The organism is Streptomyces sp. SudanB52_2052, assembly GCF_964272415.1.
Classification (GTDB): domain Bacteria; phylum Actinomycetota; class Actinomycetes; order Streptomycetales; family Streptomycetaceae; genus Streptomyces; species Streptomyces olindensis.
Genome location: NZ_OZ186796.1, coordinates 6,653,959 through 6,677,756, shown reverse-complemented (window position 1 = coordinate 6,677,756; position 23,798 = coordinate 6,653,959). Strand labels below are relative to the sequence as shown.

Sequence of the window (23,798 nt, the reverse complement as noted above, 5' to 3'; positions counted from 1 at the left end):
CCCGACCTGGGAGGCCTTCACCATTCCAGCGCCCAGGGCGTCCCGGTCCCCGCGAAGTGCCCCACGTTCACACACTCGGTTGCCCCGATCCGCATCCTCCGCACCAGCGGCTGGTGCACGTGCCCGAAGAGGGAGTAGCGGGGCCGGGTGCGGCGGATGGCGTCCAGCAGGGCCCGGCTGCCGCGCTCGAAGCGGCGCGCGACGGTGTCGTAGACGAGTTCGGGGACCTCGGGCGGGATGTGCGTGCACAGCACGTCGACCTCGCCGACGGCCTCGATCTTCGCCGCGTACTCCTCGTCGCTGATCTCGTACGGCGTCCGCATCGGCGTGCGCAGGCCGCCGCCGACGAAGCCGAAGACCCGGCCGCCTATCTCGACGCGCTCGCCGTCGAGGACGGTCGTGCCGGGGCCGGCGTACTCCTGCCACAGGGGCGGCATGTCGACGTTGCCGTAGGTGGCGTACGTCGGAGTGGGGAAGGCGGCGAACAGCTCCGCGTACTGCTTGCGCACCGCTTTCTCGATCACCGCGGCCCGGTCCGCGCCGATGCCGGCCCACAGCCGGGCCCCGAACTCCCGGGCCTCCTCGAAGCGCCGGGCGGTGCGCAGCGCGACGATGCGGTCGGCGTTCTCGACGCCGAACAGGTCGGGGAAGATGCCGCGCGAGTGGTCGGCGTAGTCGAGGAAGAGGACGAGGTCGCCCAGGCAGATCAGCGCGTCGGCGCCCTCGCCGGCTCTGGCCAGGTCACGGGCGTTGCCGTGCACGTCGCTGACGACGTGCACGCGTGTCCTTGTGTCTCCGGCTGGTGTGGGTGCCATGACGATCAAGCGTAAGCCTGTGCGGCATACGTGAACAGTGACGGCCCTACCTGCGGTTACTGGCCAGTGATTTAGTCCGTGGACTACTGTGCGCGAAGGAATACCCAACTGTGTGACGCAGCGAACATCTCGACGGGACCCCCTGTCGGAGACGCCATACCGGCGGGTAACGTCCGGGCAGTCCAGTCGTGCTCTGCATTTCAACAAGTGAATGTCCGAGCACCTGCCCGAGCCTTGGACCGCACCGTCGCAGCACACACCGTCGTGGCGCCGGCGCCCTATGAGGAGCAGCAGTCTTGCGCGAGTTCAGCCTTCCGGCTTTGTACGAGGTCCCTGCGGACGGCAATCTGACCGACATCGTCCGCAGAAACGCCGCGCAGCACCCGGACGTCGCCGTGATCGCCCGCAAGGTCGGCGGTTCCTGGCAGGACGTCACGGCCACCACCTTCCTCGCCGAGGTGCGCACGGCCGCGAAAGGGCTGATCGCGGCCGGGGTCCAGCCGGGCGACCGGGTGGGCCTGATGTCCCGCACCCGGTACGAGTGGACGCTGCTGGACTTCGCGATCTGGAGCGCGGGCGCGGTGACCGTGCCGGTGTACGAGACCAGTTCGCCGGAGCAGGTGCAGTGGATCCTCGGCGACTCGGGCGCGACCGCCTGCCTCGTGGAGACGGAGGCCCACGCGGCCGCCGTCGAGTCGGTGCGCGACCGGCTGCCGGCGCTCAAGCACGTGTGGCAGATCGAGGGCGGCGGCCTCGACGAGCTGGGCCGGCTCGGCCAGGACGTCACGGACGAGACGGTCGAGGAGCGCAGCTCGATCGCCAAGGCGGACGACCCGGCGACCATCGTCTACACCTCGGGCACGACCGGCCGCCCCAAGGGCTGTGTGCTCACCCACCGCAGCTTCTTCGCCGAGTGCGGCAACATCGTGGAGCGGCTGCGTCCGCTGTTCCGCACGGGCGAGTGCTCGGTGCTGCTCTTCCTGCCGCTCGCGCACGTCTTCGGCCGGCTGGTGCAGATCGCGCCGATGATGGCGCCGATCAAGCTCGGCTGCGTCCCGGACATCAAGAACCTCACCGACGAGCTGGCCGCGTTCCGCCCGACCCTGATCCTCGGTGTGCCGCGCGTCTTCGAGAAGGTCTACAACTCGGCGCGCGCCAAGGCGCAGGCCGACGGCAAGGGCAAGATCTTCGACAAGGCCGCCGACACGGCGATCGCCTACAGCAAGGCGCTGGACAGCCCCTCGGGACCGTCCTTCGGCCTGAGGATCAAGCACAAGACCTTCGACAAGCTGGTCTACAGCAAGCTCCGCGCGGTCCTCGGCGGCCGGGGCGAGTACGCCATCTCCGGCGGCGCCCCGCTCGGCGAGCGGCTCGGGCACTTCTTCCGCGGCATCGGCTTCACGGTGCTGGAGGGCTACGGCCTGACCGAGTCCTGCGCGGCGACGGCGTTCAACCCCTGGGACCGGCAGAAGATCGGCACGGTCGGGCAGCCGCTGCCCGGCTCGGTGGTGCGGATCGCCGACGACGGTGAGGTGCTGCTGCACGGCGAGCACCTGTTCAAGGAGTACTGGAACAACCCGGGCGCTACCGCGGAGGCGCTGGCCGACGGCTGGTTCCACACCGGTGACATCGGCACCCTCGACGAGGACGGCTACCTCAGGATCACCGGCCGCAAGAAGGAGATCATCGTCACCGCGGGCGGCAAGAACGTCGCCCCGGCCGTGATCGAGGACCGCATCCGGGCGCACGCCCTGGTCGCGGAGTGCATGGTGGTGGGCGACGGGCGGCCGTTCGTGGGCGCGCTGGTCACCATCGACGAGGAGTTCCTGGGCCGTTGGTGCTCCGACCACGGCAAGCCGGCGGGTTCCACCGCGGCGTCGCTGTGCGAGGACCCGGACCTGCTGGCCGCGATCCAGGCGGCGGTCGACGACGGCAACGCCGCGGTGTCGAAGGCGGAATCGGTGCGGAAGTTCCGCATTCTGTCCTCCCAGTTCACGGAGGAGTCGGGCCACCTGACGCCCTCGCTGAAGCTGAAGCGGAACGTGGTGGCGAAGGACTACGCGCACGAGATCGAGGCGATCTACGCGAAGTGACCCCTCGGGTCGGCTAGGGCGCGGTGTCCTCGGCGAGGACCCGCGCCATCGTGCGTTCGGCGAGCGCCGTGATGGTCACGAAGGGGTTGACCCCGAGCGAGCCGGGCACGAGTGAGCCGTCCGTGACGTACAGCCTGGAGTATCCCTTCACGCGCCCGTAGCCGTCGGTCGCCTTTCCCAGCACGCAGCCGCCCAGCGGGTGGTACGTGAAGTCGTCGGCGAAGACCTTGCTGCCGGAGCCGAACAGGTCGTACCGGTAGATCGTCGCGTTGGCCGCGTTGATGCGGTCGAACAGCTTCTTGGCCATGGCGACGGAGAGGGCGCTGTGGGCGGCGGTCCAGCCGAGGCGCAGCTCGCCCGAGCCGGTGTCGTAGGAGAACGACGCCCGCTCCGGGTTCCGGGTGATCGCCAGGTAGAGGCTCACCCAGTGCTCCAGGCCCGTCGGCAGCGGGGCGATCTCGGCGAACACCGGGTTCGCCGTGTTGGCCCAGTCGTCGATGCCCATGACCGGCATGGTCGACTGGTTCGCGCCGACCGTGTCCCACAGGTGGTTGGCCCGGCCGAGCATCACGTTGCCGTTGGTGCCCCAGCCGGTGCCGACGCTCGCGGGGAGGTCGGGCAGGGTGCCCGTCTCCCGGGCGCGCAGCAGCAGTTCGGTGGTGCCGAGGCTGCCGCCGCCGAGGAAGAGGTACGTGCAGCCGTACTCCTTCGTCTCGACGACCCGGCCGGTGGCGTCGATGCGGTCGGCGGTCAGGACGTAGGTGCCGTCCGGCGCCCTGCTGATCGCGCGCACCTTCTCCAGGGTGTGGAGGGTGACCTTGCCGGTGCCGAGGGCGGCGGCGAGGTAGGTCTTGTCGAGGCTGCGCTTGCCGTGGTTGTTGCCGTAGATGACCTCCCCGGCGAGCGCGGACTTAGGGGCGGTGCCGGCCGCCTCGCGCTGCATGTGGCCGAAGTCGTAGACGCTCGGCACGAAGGTGGTCCGCAGGCCGGCGTTCTCGGCGTGCTTGCGGGAGACGCGGGTGAAGCGGTACCAGTCCGTCGACTCGAACCAGGAGGGGTCGACGGTGTTCACGCCGAGGGCGGCGCGGGCGCGCGGGAAGTACGTGCCGTACATCTCGTCGGCGTCGACGGTGGGGAACTGCTCGGCGAAGTACGCGCGGGGCGGGGTGACCGCCATGCTGCCGTTGACCAGGGAGCCGCCGCCGACGCCCCGGCCGACGTACACCGACATCTGCGCGAAGTGGACGCGGTCCAGGACGCCCGGGTAGCGGCTGATGTCCCGGTTGACGACGTCCAGCCAGAGGAACGTGCCGAGGGGGGCCTCGGTGCGGGTGCGGAACCACATGGAGCGCTGGTCCGGGGTGCGGGTGGAGCAGAAGACGTTGCCGTCGGGGCCGGGGGTGTTCCAGAGGCGGCCCATCTCCAGGACGAGGGTGCGGATGCCGGCCTGGGCGAGGCGGAGGGCGGCGACGGCGCCGCCGTAGCCGGAGCCGACGACTATGGCGGGGGCGGTGTCGACCGCGTCGGGCTGGGCGGCTCGGGCGCTTTCGAGGCCGACGCGGGTGAAGCCGAGGGTGGCTGCCGTTTGCAGGGCTGCCATGCCGAGGATTTGACGTCTTGTCAGGTGACGGTTCGTCAGGTTTGCTGTCATGTTGGGCAGCATCGGCGGATTTTCGGGTTCCGCCTAGTGGGGTGCCGCTTGATCCTTGCGGGCGGGTGCGGGTTGTCTGTGGTTTCTCGCGCAGTTCCTCGCGCCCCTATTGCCCTAAAGCAAGTCTTTGAGGTGCTGGGCCAGCAGGTCCCAGCGCCACTTCTCCTCGACCCACTCCCTGCCCCGCTCCCCCATCCTGCGGCGCAGCTCGGCGTCGGCGAGGAGGGTGGTGATGCGGTCGGCGGCCTCCTCGGGGGAGCCGCCCCTCACCACCCAGCCCGTCTCGCCGTCCAGGACCGCGTCGGGGGCGCCGCCCGAGTCGCCGGCCACGACCGGCAGGCCCGTCGCGGACGCCTCCAGGTAGACGATGCCGAGGCCCTCCACGTCGAGGCCGCCGCGGCGGGTCCGGCAGGGCATCGCGAAGACGTCGCCGGCGCCGTAGTGGGCGGGGAGCTCGGACCAGGGGACGGCGCCGGTGAAGCGGACCGAGGCGGCCACGCCGGTCTCCTGCGCGAGCCGCCGCAGGTCCTTCTCGTACGGGCCGCCCCCGACGATCAGCAGCACGGTGTCCGGCTCGGCCGCGAGGATCCTGGGCATGGCCCGGATCAGGGTGTCCTGGCCCTTGCGGCGGACGAGCCGGGAGACGCAGACCACGACCGGGCGGTCCGTCAGGCCGAGGCGGGCCCGGATCTCGTCGCCGCCCGAGCCGGGGTGGAAGGTCTTCTCGTCGACGCCCGGCGGCAGCTGGGCCATGCGCGCGGCCGCCTCGGGCGTCAGGGCGGTCGCGATCCGGGAGCGCGTGTACTCGCCGAGGTAGGTGATCGTGTCGGTGGCGTCCCCGATGCGGCGCAGCAGCTGCCGGGCGGCGGGCAGCTGCGCCCAGCCGGCCTCGTGCCCGTGCGTGGTGGCCACGAGCCGCTCGGCGCCCGCGGCGCGCAGGGCCGGTGCCATCAGGCCGAGGGGGGCCGCCGCCCCGAACCACACCGCGGTGCAGCCGTGCTCCCGCAGCAGCCCGACGGCCCGCCGGGTGGCGCCCGGGGTCGGCAGCAACATGGTCGTGCGGTCCCGTACGACGGTGAAGGGCTGCTCGGCGTCGAAGGCGCGGGTCGCCTCGATCCCCTCCCGGCTCCGCTTCCACGTCGACGCGTAGACGACCAGTTCCCGCGGGTCCAGCCGCAGCGCCATGTTGTGCAGGAACGCCTGGATGCCCCCGGGCCGGGGCGGGAAGTCGTTGGTCACGATCAGGGTCTTGCGCACGCCGCCGACCCTACCGAACCGCCCCTCGCGGCCCCGCGCGGCGGCACGTGTGGCACGCTCACAGCGGACGGGCCCATCATGGCCCCATCAACACGGCACGCGAACAGGCAGGGATCACGTGAAGACGACGGGCGCGAGGCGGTCCCTGGCATGGCTTCCGGTGATCTGGTGTCTCACGAGACTGGTGCTGCTGCTGTTCGTGCTGAAGGTGTACGTCTTCCCGGGCCCGGACGTCACGAGCGACGTGCACGTGATCTACCAGGGCTGGTACGGCGTCCTGCGCACCGGAACGTTCCCGCTGGAGGACGTCACCTGGCAGTACCCGCCCGCCGCCGCCCTGGCGATCCTCTCCCCCGGCCTGCTGCCCTTCCTGGAGTACGCGACCGCCTTCTTCGTCCTGGTCTGCGTCACCGACCTGGCCGTGCTGGCGCTGCTGACGTACGCGGGGCGCCGCCCGGGCCGGTCGCTGCGCGGCGCGTGGGTGTGGGTGGTCGGCGTGCCGCTCCTCGGGCCGACGGTGTACGCCCGCTACGACGTGATGGTCACGGCGGTGGCGGTGGCCGCGCTGCTCGCGGGCGCCCGGCATCCGAGGGCGATGGGGGCCCTGGCGGCCTTCGGCGCCCTGCTGAAGGTGTGGCCGGCGATGCTGCTGCTGGCCTCCCGGCGGCGCGCCGCCTGGGGATCGGCCCTGGTGACCGGTGTCGCCGTGACGGGCGTGTTCGCCCTGGCGATGCCGGGCGCGTTCGCCTTCCTGACCTTCCAGCGCGACCGGGGCACCGAGGTGGAGTCGCTGGGCGCGCTGGTCTTCCACGTGGCCCGGCACTTCGGCTGGCAGGGCGAGGTGAAGCTCAACTATGGCTCGATCGAGTTCCTCGGGCCGTACGTGAGCGAGGTGAGCACGGGGGCGCTGTTCCTGACGGGGGCGGCCTTCGGCTGGCTGGTGCTGTGGCGGCTGCTGGCCCGGCGCTTCGAGGAGCACACCCTGGCCGACGCGGCGTTCGTGGCGGTGCTGATGTTCACCACCACCAGCCGGGTGATCAGCCCGCAGTACATGGTGTGGCTGGTCGGGCTGGCGGCGGTGTGCCTGTACTTCCCGGGGAGCCGGATGCGGCTGCCGGTCGTCCTCGTCCTGGTGGCGTCCTTCGTGACGGTGCTGGAGTTCCCGCTGTACTTCGGCAACGTGGTGGCCAGCGACGGCCTCGGGGTCACCCTGCTGTTCCTGCGCAACGGCCTCCTCGTGGCCGCCGCGCTCCTCGCCGCCCGCGCCCTGTGGCGTGCGACGGTGCCGCGCGCCCTGCCCGCTGTGCCCGCTCAGCCCGTCCGCGCCGGCGAGACGCCCGTCTCCTCCTGAGCCGGGGCCCGCCGGAACAGCAGCCCCGCCGACGCGCACTGCACGGCCGCCGCGAGCGCCATCGCGAGACACACCCCGGGCAGCCCGTACCCCGTCAGGGCGTACGCGAGCCCCAGCTGGACGGCCGTGCCGAGCACGGTCACCCGCAGCAGCGCCGAGGCTCGCCCGCCGCCCTCGAAGACCCCGCCGAGCGCGATGAGGCAGCCCAGCAGCACCAGGTAGGGGCCGACGCAGCGCAGGAACAGCACACCCTCGGCCGCGACCGCGGGCCCGGCGCCGAAGGCGGCCATGATCCAGGGGGCGGTGACGGCCAGGAGCACGGCCGCGGCGAGCCCGAGGGCGCCGGAGAGGAGCACGGCCTGCCGTCCGATCGCCCGCCGGGCCTCCCGGCCGGCGCCCCGCGTGTGCGCGGTGTGGATGGAGGCGGCCTGGCGGACCGCGTAGAAGGCCATGGTCGCCACGTACAGGGACTTGTAGGCGATGGCGTACCCGGCCACCGCCGTCACCCCGAGCCGGGCCACGACGGCGACCAGGGCCAGGGCGCCCGTCTGCCGCACGGTGAAGTCGGCCGACATGGGCAGGCCGGTCGTCAGCGTCCGGCGCAGGGAGACGGCCAGGGGCTCGCCCGGCGCCGTCCCGCGGGCCGTCCGGAGCAGTGCGGCGCGCCGGAGCGCGACCAGTCCGGCCCCGAGCGCCACGCAGCGGGACAGCACCGTCGAGGCGGCGGCGCCCTGGACGCCGTGGAGGTGGATGAGGAGCGGGTCGAGGATCAGGATCAGGCCGTTGGACAGCAGGGCGAGGCGCATCGGGGTGCGGGTGTCGCCGGTGCCCTTGAGGATGCCGTCGACGAGCTGCTGGGCGAAGAAGACGGCCGTGCCGGGCATGGCGAGCGTGAAGTAGGCGACGGCGAGCGGGAGGGCGGCGCTGTCGGCCCCGCCCAGCACCAGCCGGGCCAGCGGCTCGCGCCCCAGCAGTCCGCAGACCACGACCACCGGTGTCACCAGTGCCCACAGCGCCCATCCGCCGCGCACGGCGGCCCGGACGGCGGCGGGATCGCGGGCGCCCCGGGCGTGCGCGACCAGCACGGTCGTGCCGGAGCCGAAGACCAGGGCGATGCCGAGCAGCACGTTCTCCGTGGTGGTCGCCACGGCCACGGCGGCCACGGCCGGACCGCCCAGCCGGGCGACCCAGACGGTGTTGACGATCCCCGCGGCGACGGAGGCCAGGAGCGAGAAGTAGACGGGGCGGGCGAGCAGGACGAGCTGCTCGCGGTGGGCGTTCACGGTAGCGGTCCCCCCGAGTCACGGTGACGCTCGACACGAGCCGACACCCTCGATACGAGCTACCTCGGTTAGAGGTAGCTCGTTAAGAGGTAGCATGCGGCGTACGCACCCGCAAGGAGGACCATGCTGGAGCTGTCGATCCTGGGCTTCCTGGCCGAGGAACCCCTGCACGGCTACGAGCTGAAGGAGCGCATCAAGGCGCTCACCGGCCATGTCCGGCCGGTCAGCGACGGCGCGCTCTACCCGGCGATCACGCGCCTGGTCGGCGCGGGCCTGCTCGACCAGCGCACCGAGCCGGGTGCGAGTGCGGCCCCGCGCCGGATCCTGGCCCTCACCGACGAGGGCCGCGCGGAGCTGCTTCAGCGGCTGCGCCGTCCGAAGCAGACCGAGATCACCGACCACGTCCGCTTCAACACGGTCCTGGCGTTCCTGCGCCACCTGCCCGACCGGCACGAGCAGGCCGCGGTGCTGCGCCGCCGGCTGGACTTCCTGGAGACTCCGACGAGCTTCTTCTACGCGTCCGGCAAGCCGGTCCGAGCCGAGGAGGCGGACGACCTGTTCCGCCAGGGCATGCTGCGGGTCGCCCGGGCGACGGGCGAGGCGGAACGGGCCTGGCTGCGGGAGGCCATCGAACTGCTGGAACAGCCGGGCTGAACCCGCGGGCGCCCCGGCCCGGCACCTCCCGATCGGCGCGGCCGAACGACAACCTCCCGATCAGCCCAGCTGAGCCCGCAGGTACTCCCGCCACTCCGCCGTGAAGGCCGCCGGCGTCGTCCGCAGCACCTCACGCATCGCCTCCTCCACCGCCCCGGCCCGCTCCCGGTGCTCCCCGACGGCCAGGTAGAACGCGCGCAACCGCGACTCGCCCCAGCGGTCGGCGATCAGCCGGCACGCCGTCCAGCCGCTCTCGTAGGCCCGCGCCAGACGGTTCGCGTCCCCGGTGAAGCCGAAGTCCCCGTCGTCCGGGAGCCCGGCCGGGACCCGCCCCGCGCTCACCGCCCGGGACAGCTCGGGCGCGGCCTCGGCGGGGGTGCGGCCGGCGGCGCGGTAGCCGACCCAGTCGGCGTAGCCCTCGGACAGCCACAGGGGCGTGGCGGGGGTGGTGGCGGCCCGGGTCGCGACATGGGTCGTCTCGTGAGTGACGACGACCTGCTCGCCGAGGCCGCCGAGGAGGGCGAACGCCTCCGGGTTGACGATGATCCGGTCCGCCGGCGCCCGGGCGGGCGCGCCCGTCTCGCCGGTGGTGACCGCCGCGATCCCGCGGTAGGAGGAGGCGGGTGAGCCGAGCAGCCCCGCCATCCCCTCCAGCGACTTCGGGACGAGCACGACGACGCGCCGGCTCCAGTCGGCGCCCCACGCGTCCGACACGGCGGGCACAGCCCGGTCGGCCAGGTGGGCGACGTCGCGCAGCGACCGGCCGGACTGCCCGACGCCCAGGACGAGACTGTGGACGCCCCGGACGGCCTGCACCGTCCCCTGGTCCCAGAGTTGCTGGGCGGACTTCTTCGCGGGCCGGTCGGCGTCGACGGACCACCGCCCGTCCGCGTCCCGGCTGAGCCGCAGCGTGCGCCCGGCGGTCACCGGCGCCCGGTCGTGTCCCGCGAGGCGGTAGCGCAGTTCGACGTCGGCGGTGGCGGTGTCACCGGTGCGGCGCACTTCGGTCACGCGGTACGACCAGTCGGACAGGGGCACCGCCCGCAGTGCGGCGAAATCGCCCCCGGTGCCCGTCCGTTCGTAGGCCCGCTCGTCGTGGTCGAGGACCGCCGCGGCCCGCCGGTCCAGGAGCCGCTGGACGTCGGCCGTGGCACTGTCGGCCGCGGACGGCCCGCCGCACCCCACCAGGGCGACGAGCAGCGACACGAGCGCCACCACCCCGGACCCCGACCTTGGACCAGCCACGTTCCCGATCGTACGGGCGCGGGGCCGCGCCGGTCAGACCCTCGTGACCGACGAGACGGGCATCATCCCGACCGGGTCGTAGCGCACGGGCGCGCCGGGGTAGGGCGCGTGGATGACCTGCCCGTTGCCCATGTACATCCCGACGTGGCTGGCGTCGGCCCGGTAGACGACCAGGTCGCCGGGGCGCGCCTCGGAGAGCGGGACCTGCCGCCCGGCGAACCGCTGGGCCTGCGAGGTGCGCGGCAGGGCGACCCCGGCCTGCGCGTACGACCACTGCATCAGCCCCGAACAGTCGAAGCCGGTGGGCCCGTTGGCGCCCCAGACGTAGGGCTTGCCGAGCGCGCTGCGGGCGGCGGCCACGGCGGCGGCCCCGCGTCCGGAGGCGGCGGTGGCGCTCCCGAGGTCGGGCATGCCGGTGCGGCCGGAGCGGGAGGCGCGGTCGTAGGCGTCGCGCTCGTCGTCCGGCAGGGAGTCGAGCAGCCGCCGGGCCGCGGCGAGTTTCCGCTCGACGGTCTTCTTGTGGGCGGCGACGGCCTTGCGGCTCTTCTCCAGTTCGCGGAGCTTGCCGGCGGCCTCCTCGCGGTCCTGGGCGAGTTCGCGCATGGCGTCCCGGAGGTCCTTCAGCTCGCCGGCCTGGTGGGCGGTGATGCGGTCGAGGCGGGAGGCCTTGTCGAGGTAGTCGTCCGGGTCCTCGGAGAACAGCAGGGCGAGGGACGGGTCGATGCCGCCCGAGCGGTACTGGGCGCCGGCGAGCGAACCGAGCGAGTCCCGCATGGAGTTGATGCGCTGCTGCTGGCGGGCGATCCGGTCCCGGGCGGTACCGACCTCGTCGCGCAGCTCGTCGGCGCGTTCGTCGGCCTCGTTGTACGCCTCGGTCGCCTTCTCGGCCTGCGCGTAGAGCCGGTCCACCTTGGCCCGGGTGTCGTCGTACGGTGCGGCGCCGGCCGGTACCGCGCCCAGGGCGGCGACGACGGACAGGAAGCCGACCGCGAGACCGGCGCCCCGGTCGAACCCGGACGGTGCAAGGCGGTGTTGGGACCCCACGGGACGCCGCTCTCCTTCCGCTGGCGGACTTGGAACGCGGCAGACAGTAGCCCCGCGGCAGGGTGCAGCCAACGACCATCCGTGGGAACGCGGCACGACGCCCCGCCACTGACGCAGGTCACCGGCGGGGCGTGGGCTCACTCGGGGCTGTGGCGATTCGCCCGAACGGCGGACACGGCGTCCTGATCTTGGAGACGCCGGGGGGGGCTGAGGTCAGACCCGGACGCCGAACATGAAGGGGCCGCCGATGGTGTCCATCGACTCGTAGCGCACGACCGTGCCGGTGCGCGGGGCGTGGATGATCTGCCCGTTGCCGGCGTAGAGGCCGACGTGGTGCAGGTCGTTGAAGAAGAAGACCAGGTCGCCGACCTTGAGCTGGCTGACCGAGTAGATCTTGGTGCCGATCTGGGACTGCGCCTCGGAGGTGCGCGGGATCTGCACGCCGGCCGCGGCGTAGGCCCGGGAGGTGAGGCCGGAGCAGTCGTAGGAGCTCATGCCGGTGGCGCCGTAGACGTAGGGCTTGCCGAGCTGGCTCTGGGCGAAGGCGAAGGCGGCGGCGGCCCGGCCCGAGCCGGGCGGGACGTCGGCGGTGAGGGCGTCGCGCTCGCTGGCCCGGCTGGCGCGGTTCTGCTCGGCGGCGAGTTCCGCCTTCTCGGCGGCGGTGAGGCTGTTGAGCAGCTTCTGCGCGGAGGCGAGCTTGCCCTGGACCTCCTTCTTCTTCTTGCCGAGTTCGGCCCGGGTGGAGGCGAGGTCCTTGAGCTTCTCGGAGGCCTCGGCGCGCTCCTGGGCGAGTTCGCGCTGCTTCTCCTGGACCTTCTTCAGCGCCTCGACCTGCTGGCTGCTCAACTGGTCGAGCGTGGAGGCCTTGTCGAGGTAGTCGTCCGGGTCCGAGGAGAGGAAGAGCTGGACGGACGGGTCGATGGAGCCGGTGCGGTACTGCGACGCGGCGGCGAGGCCCAGGCTGTCGCGCAGCTCGTTGAGCTCCTCCTGGCCGCGGGCGACGTTGTCCTGGATGGTGGAGATCTCCTTCTGGAGCTTCTCCTGCTTCTCCTTGGCCCCGTTGTACTTCTCGGTGGCCTGCTCGGCCTCCTCGTAGAGCTTGTCGACCTTGGCCTTGACCTCGTCCTTGCTCGGCTTCTCGCTGGGGGCGGCGTTGGCGGCCTGCGAGCTGAAGGCGACGGCAGCGGCGGCGGCGGTGGTCAGCACGGTCACACGTGCGCGGCTCGGCTGCTTCGGACGACGGTGGGACGCCACGGGTGAAAAGCTCCTTCTGGCCCCTCCGCCGTCTCTCCCGATGAGTGATCACCCGAGCGGAGGTTCGGGGCCTGACCCTAGTGACCTTCCTGTGATCAGTTCAAATCCTCAGCTGAAAAATTGCGTCACAGCGGACCATCTTTTCATCTTGATTCACAGGCGGTGAGACCCACTTGACTTAACGTGGCCCACAGGTCACACCAATTCGGGCATCAGGCTCGGACGTTACGCATGGGACGTACGCCCCCTAGGACCGCGAAAGGCGCTTGAGGAGCATCGCCGAGGCGACGGGACGGGCGCCCGCGCGGGCCACTCCGTCGGCGACCTCGCGGTCGGTGGAGGCCACGATGACCGGGCGGCCCGGGGGTTCGGCGCGCACCAGCTGGCGGATGAGCTCGTCGGCGGTGACCCCCGGCTTGGAGAACAGCACGCGGACGCCGCGCGGCGGCGCGAGCAGCACCGGAGCGGCCAGTTCGGCCCCGTCGAAGACGCAGGTCACCTCGGCGCCGCTCTGCGCCGCCAGTTGAGAGAGCTGCCCGAGCAGCCGCAGGCGCTGCTTCTCCAGCGGCATCTGCGGATAACCCGTCTTGGTGACGTTGTAGCCGTCGACGACGAGGTGCGCCTGCGGCAGCGCGAGCAGCTGGTCGAGGACCTGCGGGTCGTTCTCCGACAGGGCGCGGGCGGCGATGTCCTTCGGGGACATCCGGCCCGGCTCGACGGCGTCGACGGTCTCGGCGGGCCGCACCGACACCGGCGGCAGGGCCAGTTCGCGGCGCAGCCCCTGGGTCGCGTCCAGCAGCGTGTCCAGCAGCAGCCGTACCCTCATGTCCTCGACGCTGCGGCCTTCCCGGGCGGCCCGGCGCGTGGCCTCCAGGGCGGCCTCGGTCTCGCCCAGCCGGGCCTTGAGCCGCCTGGTCTCGCTCTCGGCGGCGGACACCTGCGCCTGCCCCTCGGCGCGGACGGCCTCGATCTCGCCGTGCGCCTTGCGCAGGGCGGCCTCGCCGCGCTTGACGTCGCTGAGGGCGGCGCGCAGCTTGCGGTGCAGCGACTCGGTTTCCTTCTTGGCCGATTCCAGCTCCGCGCGCAGCCGCTCGGTCTCGGCCCGGGTGTGGTCGCGGGCCCGGTCGAGCTCGGCGCGCAGCCGCTCCAGCTCGGCCCGGTTCTCCTCGTCGGCGCGTTCGGCGTCGGCCCGCTGGGCCTCCTCGCCGGCGGCGGTCACCAGCTTCACCCAGCCGGGGGGCCGCAGTACATAGGCCGCGGCCGCCACGTCGAGCGGGTCCGCGGCCGGGGGCGGGGAGCCTGAGTCGAGAGCACCGGTCAGTTCCGGCTGGGTCTCTCTGAGCTTCTCCCCGATGCGCTGCCGGAACAGCGGATCGGTCTCCAGCGCCGCGGCCATGGCGTTGCCGGCGAACTTGGCGCGGCGGTTCGGGGCGAAGCGGGCGTACTGCCTGAGCTGCGCGGGCAGCTCGCCGACCGTCAGCGAGCCGAAGCCGTCGGAGACGATCTGCACGACCCTGCGGCGCACACCGTCGGGCAGCGGACGGTCGAGCACCTCGGCGGCGCCGTCGCCCGGCCCCCCGCCTGTGGTCTCCACCATCCGTCACACCCCAATGCTGTGCGGGGGCCCGCTCCGCTCAGGAGCCGGCGCCCGGCCTGTCCACGAGTTCCACCTGGTCCACCGCGTTGCACCAGCGGCAGCGCACCGACTCGATGGTCTCACTGAGCACCTCGCGCTCCTCGACCTTCGGCTCTCCGGCCAGGTCCAGGTGGACGTACTCCACGACCTTCGACGAGCGGGTCACGTCGAACCGCGTGAGGTTGCCGCAGAGGGTGCAGCGCCACCGCGTCTCGGCGGTCGGCAGGGGAACCGTCATCGTGACCTGTTCTCTTTCCTTCTAGTGTCCGTGACGCCACCGGCTTCCCCGGTGCGTGTGGCTCGTAACCCTACGGCCTGGCGGGTCCCCGTGGCCCACGCGTCCACGGCGGCGAGGCGGTCTGTGCGGTTGCGTCCGGTTACGTCATGCTCTGTGGTCATGATCAGCAAGTGGAGCGCGTCGATCGTCCGGGCGGCCCGATCGGTCCGGGGGGCGTCGGCGCCGGTGACGTACTCACTGATCGCCCTGTGCTGCCTGCTGTTCCTGGCAGGGCCCGCCTCGGGCCTGAATCCGGCGTACGGCGCGGGCGACGGCCTGCTCGCCGAGCAGCGGGCCTACTTCCGGCGCTGGGGTGTGATCCCCGCAGAACTGTTCGAGGCGTCGGCCGGATCGGCCCTGACCCCCGCGACGGCCCTCTTCGTCCACGGCAGCTGGGTGCACCTGCTCGGCAACATGCTCTTCCTCTACGTCTTCGGGGCGATGACCGAGGAACGGATGGGCCGGGTGCGGTTCACCCTGTTCTACGTCGGCTGCGGCTATCTCGCCCTGCTGGGCTACGCCGTCGTCAACGCGGACTCCGAGCAGTCCCTGGTCGGGGCCTCGGGGGCGATCTCGGCGGTCCTCGGCGCGTTCCTCTACCTGTTCCCCCGGGCCAGGGTGACCAGTCTCCTGCCGTTCCTCTTCTTCCTGCCGGTGCGCTTCCCGGCGTGGATCGTCCTGCCGTTCTGGGCGGCCCTGCAGTGGCTGGGGGCGGGGCGGGCCTCGGACGGGCCGGGGGTGGCCTACCTCGCCCACCTGATCGGCTTCGGGCTCGGCTTCGGCTACGCCTCGGTCCGCTACGGCCGCCCGACCGGCCCTACTAGAGTGAGGGCCGCCCCTGCTCCGGCCCCCGAGGGAGAGAACCAGCCGTGATCACCGCGATCGTCCTCATCAAGACCAGCGTGGACCGGATTCCCGAGATCGCGGAGTCGATCGCGGCGCTGGACAACGTCAGCGAGGTCTTCTCCGTGACCGGCACCTACGACCTGATCGCGATGGTCCGGGTGAAGCAGCACGAGGACCTGGCGGAGGTCATCCCGGGCCGGATCAGCAAGATCCCCGGTGTCGAGGGCACCGACACGCACGTGGCGTTCCGCACCTACTCGCAGCACGACCTGGAGGCGGCGTTCTCCATCGGGCTGGACAACTGAGACCCGCTCGCGGAAGCTCCCGGACGAAGAGGACCGAGAGCATGAAGAGTTCTTCATCCGGGCTTCATCCTGCTCCCCGGCTCGCGTCCGCAGGATCGGGCCCATGGCTTTCTCCCGTCGTATGGCGGCCCTGTCCGCCGTCGTGCTGATCCCGCTGGGCATCGCCGCGACCAGCTACGCCTTCGCCGACCGTCCCGAGTCGCCCAAGGTGCCCTCCCAGCAGGTGGAGCTGGACCGCGGTACGCCCACGCCCACCTCCACCCTCAGGCCGACCCCGACACCCACGCCCGAGTCCACGCCGGGCGACGAGGTCGTCTCGCCGCCTCCGGTGACCGACAGCTCAGCGAGTGACGATGACGACGACGACCGCGGCGGGCGCACCGGAGACGACGGGCCGGGCGACGACGACGCCGGATCCGACAACTGACACGGCCCGCCGGCGGATCTCCGCCCGGGTCCGCATCCTGCTCTGGCTCCTGCTCGTGATGGCGGTCGCGCTCGCCTCGGTCGCCATGACCACCCGCTCGTTCCTGATGCGGGACGTCGACAACCGGATCAACCGGCTGCTCACCCAGGAGACCGGCGAGTTCGCCAACTTCGAGGAGCGCGGCGGCGATCCGCAGACCGGCCGTCCGTTCACCGACGCGGACCGGCTGCTGACGGTCTTCCTGGAACGGCAGTACCCCGACGCGGACGAGGAACTGATCGGCCTGGTCGGCGGGGCGGGCGGCGTCCCCCGGCAGATCCGCCAGCCGCACGACCTGCCCGTCGCGCTGCCCCTGCACAAGGACCCCGAAGCCCGGCGCCGCATCTTCGACTCGCCCGAGGCCTCCGGTGTGCTCCACCGGCCGCGGGGCGAGATCCGCTGGGCCAAGGTCACCGTGGCGCAGCCGGGCCGCGAGCCGGACGCCGCGTTCGTCGTCGCCTTCCACCCCGAGCGGGAGCAGGCCCGCGTGAACGACGTCTTCCGCACCCTGCTCGTCATCTCCGGGGTCGCCCTGCTGCTGACCGTCGGCATCGCCTGGGCGGTCGCCGGGCGGATCCTCAAACCGGTGCGGGTGGTGCGCACCGCGGCCGCGCAGCTCACCGAGCAGGACCTCACGCGCCGGATCCCGGTGCACGGCCACGACGACATAGCGGCCCTCGCCGAGACGTTCAACGGCATGCTCGACCGGCTGGAGCGGGCCTTCGCCGCGCAGCGGGAGTTCGTCGACGACGCCGGCCACGAGCTGCGCACGCCCATCACCATCGTGCGCGGCCATCTGGAACTGATGGGCGACGACCCGGCCGAACGCGAGGAGACCGTCCGGCTGGTCACCGACGAGCTGGACCGGATGAGCCGCATCGTCGAGGACCTGCTGCTGCTCGCCAAGGCCGTACGCCCCGACTTCGTCACCCCCGAGCCGGTGCAGGTCGCCGAACTCACCGCCGACGTCTACGTCAAGGCCCGCACCCTCGGCGAACGCGACTGGCGGCTCGACGGGGTCGCCGACCTGGAGGCCGAGCTGGATCCGCAGCGGATCACCCAGGCCATGGTGCAGCTCGCGCAGAACGCCGTGCAGCACACCACGACCGGCCAGACCATCCGCATCGGCTCCCGCACCGACGGCCCGGACCTGGAACTGTACGTCGCCGACTCGGGGCCCGGGGTGCAACCCCAGGACCGCGAGCTGATCTTCGAGCGCTTCCGGCGCGGCACGGCCCGCCGCGGCGCCCGGGGCTCCGGCGCCGGACTCGGGCTGTCCATCGTCAAGGCGATCGCCGAGGGCCACCGGGGCCGGGTACGGCTCCATGACACGCCCGGGGGCGGCGCCACCTTCGCCCTCGTCCTGCACGCACACCGGGGACCGGAAGGGGACCTGACGTGAACCGCATCCTCATCGTCGAGGACGAGGAGCGCATCGCCTCCTTCGTGGAGAAGGGCCTGCGCTCCAACGGCTTCACCACGACCGTCGTCACCGACGGGGACGCGGGGTACGAGTACGCCCTGACCGGCGGCTTCGACCTCGTCGTCCTGGACATCGGACTGCCCGGCCGGGACGGCTTCACGATCCTGCGGGAGCTGCGCGAGGCGCGGGTGACGGTGCCGGTGATCGTGCTGACCGCGCGTGACTCCGTCCGGGACACCGTGGCCGGGCTGGAGGGCGGCGCCGACGACTGGATGACCAAGCCGTTCCGGTTCGAGGAACTGCTCGCCCGGGTGCGGCTGCGGCTCCGCACGGCGGCGCGGGCACCGGAGGTGACGGTGCTCAGGTCGGGCTCGCTGAGCCTCGATCTGCGCACGCGGCGCGCCCGGTCCGGGGAGCGGACGGTCGATCTGACGGCGCGTGAGTTCGTACTGCTGGAGCTTTTCCTGCGGCATCCCGGCCAGGTGCTGTCCCGGGAGCAGATCCTGTCCCATGTGTGGGGGTACGACTTCGACCCGGGGTCCAACATCGTGGACGTGTACGTGCGGACGCTGCGCAAGAAGCTGGGGGCGGAGCGGGTGGAGACGGTGCGGGGGATGGGGTACCGGCTTCCCACCGGGTGAAGTTCCTTTCATGTTCGGCTCATCGACGGCTCACCCCCGGGATGAACCCTCGATGACGTGACATGGAACCCACGCGCTCTCACCGCCCTGTGCGTCGCGCTGTCGCTGTGCGCGCTGCTGGCCGTCCCCACGAACTTCCCGGGGCTCGGCGGCGACGCCCGGTTCACGCTCGCCATGTTCGCGCTCGCGACCTGCGCCTGGATCGGGACGTCGATCGACGACACGTACATCGCGCTGGGCGCCGGGCTCGCCCTCACGGTGACCGGGGTGATCAGCAGCGACACCCTGTTCGGCACCCTCGGCGATGCCACCGTCTGGCTGCTGATCTGCGCGTTCGTGCTGGCGGCCGCGGTGAGCCGGACCGGGCTCGCGGGCCGGGCCGCGGTGTTCCTGGTCAGCGGGGCGCGCACCGTACGGCAGCTGGTGCACCTGACGACCGCCGCCCTGGTCGTCACGGCGTTCGCGGTGCCCGCCACCTCCGGCCGGGCCGCGCTCGCGCTGCCGGTGTTCCTCGCCCTGGCGAAGGTCCTCGCCGACCGGAAACGACTGGTCGTGATGTTGGCGCTGCTGTTCCCGACCGTGATCCTTCTGTCGGCGGTGGCGACCCTGATCGGCGCGGGAGCGCATCTGATCACCGTGTCGGTGCTGTGGGAGACCACCGGGCAGCACATCGGCTTCACGGAGTGGCTGCTGCTGGGGCTGCCGCTGGCCGTGGTGTCGTCGCACCTGGCCGCCGAGCTGGTGATGCTGACGACGACCCGGCGCGCGGACCGCCGCGGCCCGGTCCGCATCACCCCCGAGCAGATCCAGGAGCACAGCGAGCAGCCGGTCACCGGCCCCTGGAGCCAGGCCGAGAAACGCTGCGCCCTGCTCCTCGCCACGGTGGTGCTCCTGTGGTGCAGTGAGCCGCTGCACCGGGTGCCGCCGGCGCTGGTCGCGCTGATCGGCGCCGTCATCGCCTCCTCTCCCGCCCTCGGCACCGTACGTCTGAAGGACGCGCTGAAGACCGTCCCCTGGTCTCTGCTGCTGTTCATGGCCGCGACGATGGCGATGGGCGTCGCGCTCGCCGACTCCGGGGCGGCGAAGTGGCTGGTCTCGGGGCTGCCGGCGAACGAGCCCCCGGTGGTGTTCCTGGCGATCGTGATCGCCGTGAGCACGGCGGCCCATCTGGTCCTGCAGTCCCGCTCGGCCCGCTCCTCGGTCCTCGTGCCGCTGGTCGTGGCCGCCGCCGTCGGCGTCGGCGTCAACCCGGTCGCCGCCGCGCTCGCCTCCACCGCCGCCGCGGGCTTCTGCCACACCCTGCCCGCCTCGGCGAAGCCGGTCACGCTCTTCGCGCAGATCCCCGGCACCCCCACCTACACCCCGCGCGACCTGCTGCGGCTGTCCGCCTTCCTGGCCCCGCTGACCGCCGCCCTCGTGCTGCTCTTCGCCGTCGCGGTGTGGCCGCTGCTCGGCGTCTCCGTCACCCGTTAAGGAGCCCTCCATGCTGACCCGTGTCGTCGTAGCCCCCAGCGGCTTCAAGGAGTCCCTGTCCGCCGAGGCCGCCGCCGACGCCATCGCGGCCGGCGTACGCCGTGTCCTGCCCGACGCCGAACTCGACCTCGTCCCACTGGTGGACGGCGGCGAGGGCACGGCCGTCGCCCTGGCCGCCGCGACCGGCGGCAGGATCGTCACCGTGCCCGCGACGGGACCGGTCGGGGACACCATCGCCGCCCACTTCGCCCTCCTGGGCGACGGGAACACCGCGGTGGTGGAGATGGCGGCGGTCGCCGGCCTCTCCCTCGTCCCGCGCGACCAGCGCGACCCGGGCGCCACCACCACGTACGGCGTCGGCGAACTGCTCCGCTCCGCACTCGACTCCGGCGTACGGCGGATCCTCGTCGGCTGCGGCGACTCGGGCACCTCGGACGGGGGCGCGGGCGCGCTGCAGGCCCTCGGGGCCCGGCTGCTGGACGAGGAGGGCCGCGAACTCCCCCGCGGCGGCCGGGAGCTGGCCCGCCTGCACCGCATCGACCCGACCGGCCTCGATCCCCGTCTCGCCGACGCGGAACTGCTCGTCGCCTGCAACCCGTACAACGTGCTGTGCGGCGAACGCGGCGTGGCCCGGGTCTTCGGGCCGCAGAAGGGCGCGACGCCCGCGCAGGTGGAGGAGTTGTCGGCCGCTCTGGAGAACTGGGCCTTCGTCCTGACCAGGGACGTCGCCGTGCCGGACACCGACCTCCTGTACGGCCCCGGAACCGGAGCCTCCGGCGGCTTGGGGGCCGGCCTCGCCGCGCTCGGCGCCCGGCTCCTGCCCCGCTTCGACGTGCTGCTGGGCCACCTCGACCTGGACGCCCGGCTGGCCCGCGCCGACCTGGTCGTCACCGCCGAGGGCGCCCTGGACCACCAGACGCCCCGGGGCAAGGTCCCGGCCGAGGTGGCCCGCCGGGCCAAGCTCCACGGCCGCCCGGTCCTGGCCCTGGCGGGCACGCTCGGCGAGGGCGCGCACGAGGTGCCGGGCGTGGACGCCTGCCACGGCATCCTGCCCGCCCCGATGGAGCTGGCCGAGGCACTGCTGCGGGCGAGCGAGCTGCTCACCGACGCCACCGAACGGGCCCTGCGGATGATCGTCCTGGGCGCCCGGCTACCGCTGGGTGCCGACCGGGCCGTTCACGCGGAGGTGTCCGGCACGCAGCGCCCGTCCTCCGTGCGGTAGTTCCACTTGGCCCCGTCCGTCACGAGCTCCCGCACGGCCCGTACGAACCGCTCGACGTGCTCGTCCGGCGTACCGGCGCCGAAGCTCACCCGGATGGCGTTGAGGGACTTCTCCCCCGGCGCGGCCTCGGGCGACCCGCACTCGCCCTGCGTCTGCGGGTCGCTGCCGAGCAGCGTGCGCACCAGCGGGTGGGCGCAGAAGAGGCCGTCCCGAACGCCGATGCCGTACTCGGCGGAGAGGGCGGCGGCGAAGTGGGAGCTGTTCCAGCCGTCGACCACGAAGGAGATCACGCCGACGCGCGGGGCGTCGTCGCCGAAGAGGGAGAGGACCCGGACCTCGGGCACCTCGGCCAGCCCCGCGCGCACCTTCTCGATCAGGTACTGCTCGCGGGCGACCAGGGTGTCCAAGCCGGCCTCGGTGAGGGCCGTGCAGGCGGAGGCGATGGAGTAGGCGCCGATGACGTTCGGGGAGCCGGCCTCGTGGCGGGCGGCGCTCTCGTGCCACTCCACGTCCACTCCCCCGTCCGTGCGGCGCGACACCTTGCGGGAGGCGCCGCCGCCCGCGAGGTACGGCTCGGCCTCGCGCAGCCAGTCGGACCGTCCGGCCAGGACGCCGGAGCCGAAGGGCGCGTACAGCTTGTGCCCGGAGAAGACGACCCAGTCGACGTCGAGGTCCGCGACGGACACCGGGTGGTGTGGGGCCAGCTGGGCGGCGTCCAGCACGATCCGCGCGCCGTGGGCGTGCGCGGCCGCCGCGAGCTCCCGTACGGGCCACAGCTCGCCGGTGACGTTCGAGGCGCCGGTGACGCAGACCAGGGCCGGGCCGTGGGGCTCCCGGTCGGCGAGGGCGCGCTCCAGGGTCTCGACGGCCTCGCGGTGACTCCTCGGGGCGTCGAGGTACGTGACACGGGCGTCGCGCCAGGGCAGCAGGGAGGCGTGGTGCTCGGTCTCGAACACGAAGACCTGGCAGCCGTCCGGCAGGGCGGCGGCGAGGAGGTTCAGCGAGTCGGTGGTGGAGCGGGTGAACACCACCTGGTCGTCGGCGCGGCAGTCGAGGAACTCGGCGACGGTCCGGCGGGCGTTCTCGAACAGGTCGGTCGACAGCTGGGACAGGTACCCGGCACCGCGGTGGACGCTGCCGTAGTACGGCGCGTAGGCGGCGACGTCGTCCCAGACCCGCTGGAGCGCCGGGGCGCTGGCGGCGTAGTCGAGCGCGGCGTAGGTGACCTCGCCGCCGGTGACGAGCGGCACGGTGACATCCCGCCCCAGGACGGGCAGCGGGGCACAAACGGACTGGTCTGCGGCAACGGTGGAGACGGACATGGGTGAACTCCCGTGAGATCAGGTGAATCCGCCCGCGAGCCCAGGGGGGGCTACCAGCGGGGATGAAAGGAAGAGGATGCGGAGGCGGGGCTCTGCGGCCCTATCGCATTCGCTGACTCACGGAGAACTCCTCGACGACCAGGACCCCTGGATTCGTGAGGGGTCCGCGCTTGCCGCAGACCTCGCTGCCTGCGGCCTGGTCTTCACCCGGGGCACCCCGCCACGGACGGAGGGTTGCCGGACAGTCGGCCGGGGCCTCATGACTGTCACTCATGACCTGCTCAGGAACGTACGCGAAAAGATCGGCGTCCCGCAACCCGAGTCCGGATCGCGGGACGCCGTACGTCCTACCCGTCTACTGGTTGCTGGCGGCCACCCACCGCTCCAGGGTCCGCTTGGCGGCCCCGGAGTCGATCGACTCCGCCGCCTTCGCCATCCCGGCGCGGATCTGCTCGGCCAGCGCCCCCGGGCCGGGCTCCAGCGCCACCAGCGCCGCCGCCGAGTTCAGCAGCACCGCGTCCCGGACCGGGCCCCTCTCGCCGTCCAGCAGACGCCGCGCGACCTCGGCGTTGTAGGAGGCGTCCGCGCCGCGCAGCGCCTCCACCGGGACCAGCTCGATGCCGACCTCGCGCGGGTCGAAGGCCTCCTCGGCGACCTTGCCGTCCCGGACGATCCACACCCGTGACGTGGCCGTGGTGGTCAGCTCGTCGAGGCCGTCGTCGCCGCGGAAGACCAGGGACGAGTGGCCGCGCTCGGCGAACACGCCGGCGACGATCGGCGCCATCCGCGGGTCGGCCACGCCGACGGCCTGGGCTCTCACCTTCGCGGGGTTGGTCAGCGGACCGAGGACGTTGAAGATCGTCCGGATGCCCAACTGGCCGCGCGCCGCGCCCGCGTACCGCATCGACGGGTGGAACTTCGCCGCGAAGCAGAAGGTGATCCCGGCCTCCTCGGCGACCCCGGCCACCCGGTGCGTCGGCAGCTCCAGGTTGACGCCGAGCTTCTCCAGGACGTCCGACGCGCCGGACGCCGAGGACGCGGCGCGGTTGCCGTGCTTGACGACCTTCGCGCCCGTGCCGGCGACAACGATCGCCGACATCGTGGAGATGTTGACGGTCTTCGCCCCGTCGCCGCCCGTGCCGACGATGTCGACCGCCGGGCCCGGCACCTCGATGACGTTGGCGTGCTCGTACATCGCCCGGACGAATCCGGCGATCTCCTCGACGGTCTCGCCCTTGGCGCGCAGCGCCACCACGAACCCGGCGATCTGCGCGTCCGTCGCCTCGCCGCGCATGATCAGGTCCATCGCCCAGGCGGTGTCGTCGGCCGTCAGGTCACGGCCTTCCAGCAGGCCGTTCAACAGCAGGGGCCAGGAGCGGCCCGCCGCGGTGTCGCCTCCAGCGGGGGTCACAGCGCTCATAAGCCGCTCCAGGGTCAGGCGTCCCGCACTACGGGACGAGAGTCTCAACGGGGTCCACCCTATCCAGCCCCGGGGCACCACGAAGGGCCCCGTCCGAACACCGGACGGGACCCTTCTGTG

21 protein-coding genes and 1 riboswitch are annotated in these 23,798 nt (G+C 72.5%); of the genes, 10 read left to right on the top strand and 11 right to left on the bottom strand.

The genetic code is table 11. From position 1 onward, the window contains the following. Positions 1 to 17 precede the first annotated feature (17 nt). Entirely contained in the window at positions 18 to 815 is a 798-nt protein-coding gene (locus ACSUPV_RS29855) for a metallophosphoesterase family protein (protein WP_051649090.1), read from the bottom strand. Between the two features lie 296 nt (positions 816 to 1,111). On the opposite strand from ACSUPV_RS29855, the gene ACSUPV_RS29850 reads away from it, so the two are divergent. Continuing rightward, positions 1,112 to 2,908 carry an AMP-dependent synthetase/ligase gene (locus tag ACSUPV_RS29850; RefSeq protein ID WP_037765786.1) on the top strand — a complete coding sequence of 599 codons (1,797 nt, stop codon included), beginning with the start codon at positions 1,112 to 1,114 and terminating at the stop codon, positions 2,906 to 2,908. A gap of 13 nt (positions 2,909 to 2,921) precedes the next feature. Here ACSUPV_RS29850 and ACSUPV_RS29845 read toward each other — a convergent pair whose 3' ends face one another. Together ACSUPV_RS29845 and ACSUPV_RS29840 are read right to left on the bottom strand one after the other, a co-directional pair. Further along, positions 2,922 to 4,508, bottom strand: a complete 1,587-nt coding sequence (locus ACSUPV_RS29845; protein ID WP_359790246.1) for a GMC oxidoreductase — start codon at positions 4,506 to 4,508, stop codon at positions 2,922 to 2,924. 165 nt (positions 4,509 to 4,673) lie between these two features. After that, the gene (locus tag ACSUPV_RS29840) at positions 4,674 to 5,816 is read right to left on the bottom strand and encodes a glycosyltransferase family 4 protein (RefSeq protein ID WP_037765792.1); all 1,143 of its coding nucleotides are present in this window, start codon (positions 5,814 to 5,816) and stop codon (positions 4,674 to 4,676) included. Positions 5,817 to 5,934: 118 nt separating this feature from the next. Here ACSUPV_RS29840 and ACSUPV_RS29835 point away from each other — a divergent pair, with 118 nt between their 5' ends. Continuing rightward, positions 5,935 to 7,167, top strand: coding sequence for a glycosyltransferase 87 family protein (locus ACSUPV_RS29835; protein ID WP_436948911.1), 1,233 nt, complete (start codon positions 5,935 to 5,937; stop codon positions 7,165 to 7,167). Here the strand turns inward: ACSUPV_RS29835 and ACSUPV_RS29830 are convergent. Then, positions 7,128 to 8,450, bottom strand: coding sequence for an MATE family efflux transporter (locus ACSUPV_RS29830; RefSeq protein WP_436948910.1), 1,323 nt, complete (start codon positions 8,448 to 8,450; stop codon positions 7,128 to 7,130). The two genes, ACSUPV_RS29835 and ACSUPV_RS29830, sit on opposite strands and share 40 nt — an antisense overlap. A 123-nt stretch (positions 8,451 to 8,573) precedes the next feature. On the opposite strand from ACSUPV_RS29830, the gene ACSUPV_RS29825 reads away from it, so the two are divergent. Further along, complete coding sequence (locus ACSUPV_RS29825; protein WP_031115808.1) at positions 8,574 to 9,104, top strand: PadR family transcriptional regulator; 531 nt, start codon at positions 8,574 to 8,576, stop codon at positions 9,102 to 9,104. 60 nt (positions 9,105 to 9,164) lie between these two features. Here ACSUPV_RS29825 and ACSUPV_RS29820 read toward each other — a convergent pair whose 3' ends face one another. The 5 genes from ACSUPV_RS29820 to ACSUPV_RS29800 form a co-directional block, all read right to left on the bottom strand. Then, complete coding sequence (locus ACSUPV_RS29820; protein ID WP_436948909.1) at positions 9,165 to 10,349, bottom strand: hypothetical protein; 1,185 nt, start codon at positions 10,347 to 10,349, stop codon at positions 9,165 to 9,167. 33 nt (positions 10,350 to 10,382) lie between these two features. Beyond that, positions 10,383 to 11,393 carry an NlpC/P60 family protein gene (locus tag ACSUPV_RS29815; protein WP_436948908.1) on the bottom strand — a complete coding sequence of 337 codons (1,011 nt, stop codon included), beginning with the start codon at positions 11,391 to 11,393 and terminating at the stop codon, positions 10,383 to 10,385. 213 nt (positions 11,394 to 11,606) lie between these two features. Continuing rightward, positions 11,607 to 12,647, bottom strand: coding sequence for a C40 family peptidase (locus tag ACSUPV_RS29810; protein WP_037765809.1), 1,041 nt, complete (start codon positions 12,645 to 12,647; stop codon positions 11,607 to 11,609). Between the two features lie 247 nt (positions 12,648 to 12,894). Then, on the bottom strand, positions 12,895 to 14,244 hold the full coding sequence (locus tag ACSUPV_RS29805; RefSeq protein WP_037765812.1) for an NYN domain-containing protein: 1,350 nt from the start codon (positions 14,242 to 14,244) through the stop codon (positions 12,895 to 12,897). A 37-nt stretch (positions 14,245 to 14,281) separates the two neighbouring features. Continuing rightward, on the bottom strand, positions 14,282 to 14,521 hold the full coding sequence (locus tag ACSUPV_RS29800; RefSeq protein ID WP_003989675.1) for a hypothetical protein: 240 nt from the start codon (positions 14,519 to 14,521) through the stop codon (positions 14,282 to 14,284). Positions 14,522 to 14,680: 159 nt separating this feature from the next. Between ACSUPV_RS29800 and ACSUPV_RS29795 the strand changes: the two genes are divergently transcribed. The 7 genes from ACSUPV_RS29795 to ACSUPV_RS29765 all read left to right on the top strand — a co-directional run bounded on the left by ACSUPV_RS29795 (position 14,681) and on the right by ACSUPV_RS29765 (position 20,936). Further along, positions 14,681 to 15,433: a rhomboid family intramembrane serine protease gene (locus ACSUPV_RS29795; RefSeq protein WP_031115813.1), complete on the top strand. Its 753-nt coding sequence runs from the start codon at positions 14,681 to 14,683 to the stop codon at positions 15,431 to 15,433. Next, positions 15,430 to 15,711: an Lrp/AsnC family transcriptional regulator gene (locus tag ACSUPV_RS29790; RefSeq protein ID WP_031115814.1), complete on the top strand. Its 282-nt coding sequence runs from the start codon at positions 15,430 to 15,432 to the stop codon at positions 15,709 to 15,711. Before ACSUPV_RS29795 ends, ACSUPV_RS29790 begins: the two co-directional genes overlap by 4 nt. A gap of 103 nt (positions 15,712 to 15,814) precedes the next feature. Continuing rightward, positions 15,815 to 16,138, top strand: a complete 324-nt coding sequence (locus ACSUPV_RS29785) for a hypothetical protein (protein ID WP_037765815.1) — start codon at positions 15,815 to 15,817, stop codon at positions 16,136 to 16,138. Continuing rightward, the gene (locus ACSUPV_RS29780) at positions 16,065 to 17,579 is read left to right on the top strand and encodes a sensor histidine kinase (protein ID WP_382611164.1); all 1,515 of its coding nucleotides are present in this window, start codon (positions 16,065 to 16,067) and stop codon (positions 17,577 to 17,579) included. Before ACSUPV_RS29785 ends, ACSUPV_RS29780 begins: the two co-directional genes overlap by 74 nt. Continuing rightward, positions 17,576 to 18,241, top strand: a complete 666-nt coding sequence (locus tag ACSUPV_RS29775; RefSeq protein ID WP_031115817.1) for a response regulator transcription factor — start codon at positions 17,576 to 17,578, stop codon at positions 18,239 to 18,241. The genes ACSUPV_RS29780 and ACSUPV_RS29775 overlap by 4 nt, the downstream gene beginning before the upstream one ends. A 57-nt stretch (positions 18,242 to 18,298) precedes the next feature. After that, the gene (locus ACSUPV_RS29770; protein ID WP_436948907.1) at positions 18,299 to 19,714 is read left to right on the top strand and encodes an SLC13 family permease; all 1,416 of its coding nucleotides are present in this window, start codon (positions 18,299 to 18,301) and stop codon (positions 19,712 to 19,714) included. A 10-nt stretch (positions 19,715 to 19,724) separates the two neighbouring features. After that, positions 19,725 to 20,936, top strand: a complete 1,212-nt coding sequence (locus ACSUPV_RS29765) for a glycerate kinase family protein (protein WP_382611170.1) — start codon at positions 19,725 to 19,727, stop codon at positions 20,934 to 20,936. Here ACSUPV_RS29765 and ACSUPV_RS29760 read toward each other — a convergent pair. Together ACSUPV_RS29760 and trpD are read right to left on the bottom strand one after the other, a co-directional pair. Beyond that, positions 20,891 to 22,258, bottom strand: a complete 1,368-nt coding sequence (locus ACSUPV_RS29760) for an aminotransferase class V-fold PLP-dependent enzyme (RefSeq protein WP_436948906.1) — start codon at positions 22,256 to 22,258, stop codon at positions 20,891 to 20,893. The two genes, ACSUPV_RS29765 and ACSUPV_RS29760, sit on opposite strands and share 46 nt — an antisense overlap. A gap of 161 nt (positions 22,259 to 22,419) precedes the next feature. Next, positions 22,420 to 22,536, bottom strand: a riboswitch (SAM riboswitch). A 77-nt stretch (positions 22,537 to 22,613) separates the two neighbouring features. Continuing rightward, positions 22,614 to 23,678: an anthranilate phosphoribosyltransferase gene (trpD, locus tag ACSUPV_RS29755; protein ID WP_436948905.1), complete on the bottom strand. Its 1,065-nt coding sequence runs from the start codon at positions 23,676 to 23,678 to the stop codon at positions 22,614 to 22,616. Positions 23,679 to 23,798: the final 120 nt, after the last annotated feature.

Bases quoted from the DNA above. Each gene is read 5' to 3' on its own strand.
- ACSUPV_RS29855 (WP_051649090.1), bottom strand. From the start codon at position 815: ATGGCACCCACACCAGCCGGAGACACAAGGACACGCGTGCACGTCGTC.
- ACSUPV_RS29845 (WP_359790246.1), bottom strand. From the start codon at position 4,508: ATGGCAGCCCTGCAAACGGCAGCCACCCTCGGCTTCACCCGCGTCGGC.
- ACSUPV_RS29825 (WP_031115808.1), top strand. From the start codon at position 8,574: ATGCTGGAGCTGTCGATCCTGGGCTTCCTGGCCGAGGAACCCCTGCAC.
- ACSUPV_RS29805 (WP_037765812.1), bottom strand. From the start codon at position 14,244: ATGGTGGAGACCACAGGCGGGGGGCCGGGCGACGGCGCCGCCGAGGTG.
- ACSUPV_RS29800 (WP_003989675.1), bottom strand. From the start codon at position 14,521: ATGACGGTTCCCCTGCCGACCGCCGAGACGCGGTGGCGCTGCACCCTC.
- ACSUPV_RS29795 (WP_031115813.1), top strand. From the start codon at position 14,681: ATGATCAGCAAGTGGAGCGCGTCGATCGTCCGGGCGGCCCGATCGGTC.
- ACSUPV_RS29785 (WP_037765815.1), top strand. From the start codon at position 15,815: ATGGCTTTCTCCCGTCGTATGGCGGCCCTGTCCGCCGTCGTGCTGATC.
- ACSUPV_RS29780 (WP_382611164.1), top strand. From the start codon at position 16,065: ATGACGACGACGACCGCGGCGGGCGCACCGGAGACGACGGGCCGGGCG.
- ACSUPV_RS29765 (WP_382611170.1), top strand. From the start codon at position 19,725: ATGCTGACCCGTGTCGTCGTAGCCCCCAGCGGCTTCAAGGAGTCCCTG.
- ACSUPV_RS29760 (WP_436948906.1), bottom strand. From the start codon at position 22,258: ATGTCCGTCTCCACCGTTGCCGCAGACCAGTCCGTTTGTGCCCCGCTG.
- trpD (WP_436948905.1), bottom strand. From the start codon at position 23,678: ATGAGCGCTGTGACCCCCGCTGGAGGCGACACCGCGGCGGGCCGCTCC.